A 6710-nucleotide genomic window follows, 5' to 3' on the forward strand; every position below is an offset into this window, starting at 1 on the left:
TTCGTAATCATCGTACTAAGTAAAAAGTTTATTTTATATTTCTAAGTAGTTAAAAACGAGCCAATTATTTGGTTCCTTTTTTAATTTCAATAAGTTGTTATAGAAATTATTCCTTTTCACTTTTTTAGACTATATTGAAAAGGTAAATTGTGGGTATCCTAACTGTTAGAATCGAGTGCCATAGACCAATTATTATGGTCCTTTAGTAAGCGAGACATTTATATTTAGGACGTGAGATTATGTCAGAGACAGATATGTCAAAATATGAGAAGAAAATTGAAGTTCGAAATATACGTATGGAAGATATTAGTGAAATTATGAAGTTATCAAACCGTTGTTTTCCTGGCATGGAAGGATGGAAACGCGAACAATTAGAAAGTCATATTCGCATTTTTCCTGAAGGGCAGTTTTGTGTAGAGTATGAAGATAAGATTATTGGTTCTTGTTCAAGTTTAATGGTTGACTTCGATGAATATGATGACCAGCATACTTGGAACGTCATAACTGATAATGGTTATATTACAAACCATGATCCAAATGGATTTAATTTATATGGAATTGAAGTTATGGTTGATCCAGAATACCGTCGTATGAAAATTGGTCATCGCCTTTACGAAGCCCGAAAGGAATTGGCTCGACAATTAAATCTTCAAAGCATTATCATTGGTGGTCGAATCCCAAATTATCATAAACATAGAGATGAAATGTCACCACGTGAATATGTAGCTGCAGTAGAAAAACACAGTATTTATGACCCTGTTTTATCATTTCAATTAATGGAAGGTTTTACAATTAAACGGATTAATACACGTTACCTTCCGGATGATAAAGCATCAGATTCATTTGCCACTTTGATGGAATGGAGTAATATTGACTATCTTCCAAAATCTAAACGCGTTTACCGTGCATCATTTCCAGTTAGAATATGCGCAATACAATACATGATGAAAAAAATCGATTCATTCTCTGATTTTACGAAGCAAATTGAGTATTATGTTGACGTCGCTGCTGATTTCGGTTCGGATTTTGCTGTTTTCCCAGAGTTGTTTACAACACAATTAATGTCTTTTCTAGAAGAAAAACGCCCCGATCAGGCTGTTCGTAGGCTTGCAACTTATACTGAGCAATATATCGAACTTTTTACAGAACTTGCTGTACGCTACAATGTCAATATTGTGGGGGGATCTCATTTCGTTGAAGAAGACGGAAATATCTACAATGTTGCTTATCTCTTTAGACGAGATGGTACGATTGAAAAGCAATTAAAAATTCATGCAACTCCTAATGAGAGAAAATGGTGGGGAATTTCAGAAGGTAACGAAATCCATGTATTTGATACAGATTGTGGAAAAATCGCTATCCAAATATGCTACGATATCGAGTTTCCAGAACTTGCTCGAATTGCAGTTGATCAAGGTGCAAATATCATTTTCGTCCCATTTTGTACGGATGATCGTCAAGGCTATCTCCGTGTTCGTTATTGCGCTCAAGCAAGAGCAATCGAGAACCAAGTATATACCTGTATCGCAGGCACAGTTGGGAACTTAACACATGTACAAAACATGGATATTCAATATGCACAATCAGGTATTTTCTCTCCTTCTGATTTTGGCTTCGCAAGAGATGGAATTGTTGGTGAATGTGATGCAAATGTTGATACTGTCGTAGTCGGAGATGTTGACCTTGAAAAATTAAGACGTTCACGAAATACGGGATCAGTCCGTCAATTACGCGATCGACGTCGTGATTTATATCGAATTGAATTTAAGAATTTAAAGCTAGAATAAAGAACTATAAAAAAGTTGATTTTAAAGAATTAAGCTCAGTCTAAAATTGTAAGCTGAGCTTAATTTATTTTTCATATTCAATTTATATCTTGGCTCGCTGTTGTTTGACTCATCTATTACTATATTCTACCAATTTTTCTAGACTCTTATCGTTTTATATTTTAATTAAACAGTTTATCCGTTAATTAAATAAATCAATCTATTAACCCTTAATCTACTTAAAAGTAATCATTTGACATTTTTAGACATTGATCTAAATTTCTACTATTCTGAAAAAATATTAATCTGAGTAATTTTTCCTAAAAATTTTTAAAAAGTACAAATCTGTGTACGATAACGTTTTTTTATGATATGTTTACATTATAATTTGATTATTCAGAAATAATTACAAATTTAAATTTTATGTCGTTTTTTGTATTTTTCTTATTATTTCTTATGAAATCTTTTTGATATGAGGAGTGAAAGTTTTGGAATTTAACGATGTATTACATGGGCACAGATCAATTCGAGAATATGAGGATAAGGAAGTAAGCCAAGAACTGTTGGATCAAATATTAGATGCAGGTATTCGTGCGTCCTCAAGTGGCAATATGCAATCTTATTCGATTATTGTCACAAAAGACAAAGAAATTAGAAAAAAATTATATTCTGCTCATATGGAGCAATCAATGGTTATTGATGCACCTATTCTTTTAACTTTTTGTGTGGATTTTAATCGAATGAGAAAATGGCTTAAGCTTAATGATGCACCAGTACATTTTGATAATTTCATGAGCTTTATGATTGGTGCCATTGATGCTACTTTGGCATCCCAAAACTGTGCTTTAGCAGCTGAGAACGCAGGTCTTGGTCTATGCTACATGGGCTCTACCCTAGCAAATTGTAATCAAATTGGTGAAATCCTAAACTTACCACCAAATGTCGTACCAGTTGTAGGCTATTCATTAGGTTATCCAAAAGAAAATCCAGCATTACGTGACCGACTTCCAAGACAAGGTCTAGTACATTATGAACAATATAATGATTATTCAGATGAAGATATTCTTGAAATCTATAAAGAAAGAAATGAAAAAGGCTGGCAACGTTACATGGACGTTCCAAAGCTTAAAGAAATGACAGAGCGACTAGGATTAAAGAATTTAGCTCAAATTTATACGATTGCAAAGTATACACAAGAATCACATCATGAATATTCTCAAACGGTTCTAGACTATTTAGAGAAACAAAATTTTATGAATAATAAATGATAGTTAAGAATAAAAAAGTCGATTTCCATTGAGGAATCGACTTTTTATATTTTCTCTATTAAAACGTAATCACTTAATAGCATTAGTCATATTAAGTTAATAATTGATCCATTATAGGTTGTAATCTAATGAATTTTTTATTGTAAGATTGTCTTTCTAACAAAGCTTCAACTAATATTATGGCATCTTCTTTTCGATTTGCTTTTACGTAGCATTCAATAATTACTTTATACTGTTCATCATAAGGTATTTTCTCTAGTTTACTAGCTCAAAAGCTTTATCGAAACTGTTGGTAGCATTTTTATAATCTTTTAAATAAGAATATGTTCCTCCATTACCAACATGTAATTCTGCACGTTGTAAATAAGTTAGTGATTGTAATTTTAGACCTTCTTCTCTTATTTGAAGTGCTTTTTCATATTGTTTTCTTTCATCACAATTAAAAGCCTCGTTATAGAAATGCTCAAATTTTGTTAAACTTTTTCTAGAGTTTATTGTTTTTAATAAAACTAAAATAATAAATAAATCAATGAATATTGAAATAGCATCAAAACCTAGATTTTTCGGTTTATACTCTCCCCAAGCCTTATACACTAAATGAATGAGATCCCATGTAAGCTTAAAATACAAAAAATAGAGAAGATATTTTCTCAAACAGATCCCAACTTTCTAAGATTCTTTATGTTTATTATAACAATCTAGAATTTAAATGGGTAATTTTAACAAAAAATCCTTCAACTTACATGCAAAAATATTCTATAAGATTAATAGTCTTGTAACTTGAAAAAATAATATAATTCAATTAAAATCCTGATCATTTATAAAGATATACATATAAGCTAATATCCTCTTGTTTAATGTTATAATTCTTAAATTCTGTTTCATTTAAAAACATCTCAAAATTTTCTTTTGTATAAGCACCTTTTTTCAAGAACGTTTTAAATGCAAATCTTACAAAATACTTATCAAACCCCTTCATTCCAGTTTTTTTAATTTCACCTTCAATATCTTGTGCAGTTGCATTAAAATTCATATCGATTATAAGTGATGTTCCACCGGGTTTTAATACCCTGTACATTTCTTTGAGTGCTTTTACTGGATCCTTAAAGTTCTTAAATGCTGCACTGCAAACAATAAAATCAAATGTGTTTTCATCACAAGGTAGATTTGATGCATTGCCTTCTTTAAAATCAACTAAAACATTTGCTTCCTTTGCATTAATTTTTTCGATGTTAACAAAATCCGAACTTAATTCTACTCCTGTAACATCAAAACCCATTTTTGCAAGTTCAATAGATAGATAACCTGGTCCAGGAGCTACTTCTAAAATCCTTGCACCATCATGAACTAAAGATTGTATTTCGGTTGCATATTCTTGCATTTGTGTCATACGGCTTTTTCGGGAGTTTTTGTCATACCATTTTGCTGTATACCCATAAATACCAACATCTTTTTTCTTGCGCATTTTTTTCATCATTATATCCATCCTACCTCTTTTTTTAATGTTATCAATCATTGTTCACAAGCATTATTATTTAAATAAATTTATTTGATTTAGCTAGCAGGTAATTTGTTTGAACTTTAAAGTAGTTTATATTTCTAGTACAATAAGAGAACAAAAACGTCTAACAACGTTAGTTATCTAACATCGTTAGAGTAACATCTAACACTGTTAGAGTCAATGACATTATTAAATTTTTGGAGAGATTTTATGGCGATAACGAAAGAAGCAATTGTAAAAGCATCCCTCGATATTTTAAATCGTGATGGAATAAGTAATTTATCGATGCGAACATTGGCAAAGGAGCTTGAGATCAAAGCCGCATCCTTATATTGGCATATTAAAGATAAACAGGCTTTGTATGATTTAATTGCTGAGCACTTAAATAATGAAATTGTCCTACCTGAAGAATTAGATGATGCCAAGGAAGCTTTAACAGCTCTAGCATTTGAAGTGCGAAGAGTTTTATTAAAGACACGAGATGCAGTAGAAGTTTTTGCGCAATCAATGCCAACTACACCTAGTAGATTAAAAGCAGTAAAATTCACTTTAGAAAATTTAACTAAATACGGTGTTTCTGATCAAAACTGTCTAGTTGCGGGTAACCTTTTTAACAATTATGTTTTATCATTTGTAGCAGATGAACATCGTGCTAAACAGTTCACATACACTCCCGAAGAAGTAACTGCATTTACATCATTTTTTGGTGAGCAGTATCATTATAGTTTTGATTTTGAAGAACAATTTCTATATGGATTAAGGGTAATATTTGCCGGATTACATAGTGAATAAATAAAAAAAGTCACATCTACCTTTCGATGTGACTTTTTGAATAAAACATATAATTATTAGGATTTATATCAAATTTTAATTCGCTATTTTTCTTTAAATACTTTGGTTTATAAAATAGTACATATTTATCAGAGCTTTTCCAAACAAATGTCTTCCTCCTGACATACGCAAACTTATTACTTAATCAAACCTTACTGTATCAAAACCATCCATTATATCCTCTAATTCAGTAAGAAAATTTATTTGCACTGGACCAGGAATTTGTTCCATCCATTTTTTAATTTCAGGTAACTCTTCTGCATCCTCAATATTTGTTGGCTTTGGATCGAGAGTTTGCCACCATTTCTTCAATTCATCAATAAAATCATAGAAATAGCGTTCAAATCTTTCTGCCCATTCTGCTCCTTCATCATCAGTCGTTTTTTGCATCATACTCCAAGCTTCCATTGCTGTTTCAAAGTATTCATCAATCTGTTTCATGTTATTTTCCTTTCTTAGTAAAAATACTAGTTTCTCTATTATAGTAACTTTTTCAAGCTTTAACTTCCTCTTCATTCCGTATTCTTTTTTCAATTCAATAATCAAACCCGCGATTTAGAATCTTGGTTGATCATTATTATGTGTCTGTCTCGTAATTTCTTCATGTAATTTTTGACTTTCTGTTTTATTTGGCGCTTTTGTTCCGAACTTTTTTTGCATAAAGAAAACCAAATGCAATTGCGACAACTATACCCCCCCAAAATAGATAGCCAAATAGTGTCATTTCAATCACTCCTATCATCAATTGTATAGGCAAAATAAAAATCGACTAAACGTCGATCTTGTTGTTTTAAAGTTCATTTAAATTACTGCTAAATTACTGCTTTGTTGACTATTTTACAACATATGAATTAATTCATTTATTCCAGGTATTAATATCATAATGATTGAACAAGAAATTAATAGATTTGTGACTATTTCCGGTAATTTCTCCCTTCCTTTTCCATTATACCATCCACTGAATTGTATTTTATTTCGATACAGGACAAATATTAAAACGAGTATACCGAAATAACACCACCATCCAGTATGAGTAAGATCCACACCAAATTTATTATATATTTCTTATACAACTGTTGAGAATAAAGTATCAAGTAACCCAAAGATCAATATGATTCTAATCACTTCTAGTATTAGTCCAAGTGAAACGGATAATGCCTTCATCTAATGCCTCCTATAATCTTTTAATCTTATTTTAACTTGTACCATGTGTTTATTATTCGGTATTTGGTATTTTTCCCCTTTTTTAATTTTACAAACTTGATAAATATAATACTATGTAAGATTAAGAATAAAGTGTAAATAGTTAGAAAATACTATTGAAAGGTTTTTAATGTTCAGGGG

7 protein-coding genes are annotated in these 6710 nt (G+C 30.9%); 3 read left to right on the forward strand and 4 right to left on the reverse strand.

Annotation, left to right across the window (positions count from 1 at the left end; all coding sequences use genetic code 11):
• The first annotated feature begins 239 nt into the window (after positions 1 to 239).
• Together CN514_RS14055 and CN514_RS14060 are read left to right on the forward strand one after the other, a co-directional pair.
• The gene (locus CN514_RS14055) at positions 240 to 1787 is read left to right on the forward strand and encodes a bifunctional GNAT family N-acetyltransferase/carbon-nitrogen hydrolase family protein (protein ID WP_069032142.1); all 1548 of its coding nucleotides are present in this window, start codon (positions 240 to 242) and stop codon (positions 1785 to 1787) included.
• Between the two features lie 467 nt (positions 1788 to 2254).
• Positions 2255 to 3034: a nitroreductase family protein gene (locus CN514_RS14060; protein ID WP_098233133.1), complete on the forward strand. Its 780-nt coding sequence runs from the start codon at positions 2255 to 2257 to the stop codon at positions 3032 to 3034.
• A gap of 255 nt (positions 3035 to 3289) precedes the next feature.
• On the opposite strand, the gene CN514_RS14065 is transcribed toward CN514_RS14060, so the two are convergent.
• Positions 3290 to 3628 (reverse strand): hypothetical protein, encoded by a 339-nt coding sequence (locus tag CN514_RS14065; protein WP_098233134.1) that lies wholly within the window; start codon positions 3626 to 3628, stop codon positions 3290 to 3292.
• A gap of 220 nt (positions 3629 to 3848) precedes the next feature.
• Positions 3849 to 4511 (reverse strand): class I SAM-dependent methyltransferase, encoded by a 663-nt coding sequence (locus tag CN514_RS14070; RefSeq protein WP_098233135.1) that lies wholly within the window; start codon positions 4509 to 4511, stop codon positions 3849 to 3851.
• Between the two features lie 234 nt (positions 4512 to 4745).
• Here CN514_RS14070 and CN514_RS14075 point away from each other — a divergent pair, with 234 nt between their 5' ends.
• The gene (locus CN514_RS14075; protein WP_176525913.1) at positions 4746 to 5327 is read left to right on the forward strand and encodes a TetR/AcrR family transcriptional regulator C-terminal domain-containing protein; all 582 of its coding nucleotides are present in this window, start codon (positions 4746 to 4748) and stop codon (positions 5325 to 5327) included.
• A 180-nt stretch (positions 5328 to 5507) separates the two neighbouring features.
• Here the strand turns inward: CN514_RS14075 and CN514_RS14080 are convergent, their stop codons facing one another.
• On the reverse strand, positions 5508 to 5807 hold the full coding sequence (locus tag CN514_RS14080) for a hypothetical protein (protein ID WP_098233137.1): 300 nt from the start codon (positions 5805 to 5807) through the stop codon (positions 5508 to 5510).
• 114 nt (positions 5808 to 5921) lie between these two features.
• A complete protein-coding gene (locus tag CN514_RS26530; RefSeq protein WP_286141681.1) occupies positions 5922 to 6053 on the reverse strand; it encodes a hypothetical protein in 132 nt (43 codons plus the stop codon).
• Positions 6054 to 6710 lie beyond the last annotated feature (657 nt).

This window comes from Bacillus sp. AFS001701, assembly GCF_002559405.1.
Classification (GTDB): domain Bacteria; phylum Bacillota; class Bacilli; order Bacillales; family Bacillaceae_G; genus Gottfriedia.

Excerpts from the sequence above, each read along its gene's own strand:
- CN514_RS14055 (WP_069032142.1), top strand. The coding sequence starts at position 240 with ATGTCAGAGACAGATATGTCAAAATATGAGAAGAAAATTGAAGTTCGA.
- CN514_RS14070 (WP_098233135.1), bottom strand. The coding sequence starts at position 4,511 with ATGATGAAAAAAATGCGCAAGAAAAAAGATGTTGGTATTTATGGGTAT.
- CN514_RS14075 (WP_176525913.1), top strand. The coding sequence starts at position 4,746 with ATGGCGATAACGAAAGAAGCAATTGTAAAAGCATCCCTCGATATTTTA.
- CN514_RS14080 (WP_098233137.1), bottom strand. The coding sequence starts at position 5,807 with ATGAAACAGATTGATGAATACTTTGAAACAGCAATGGAAGCTTGGAGT.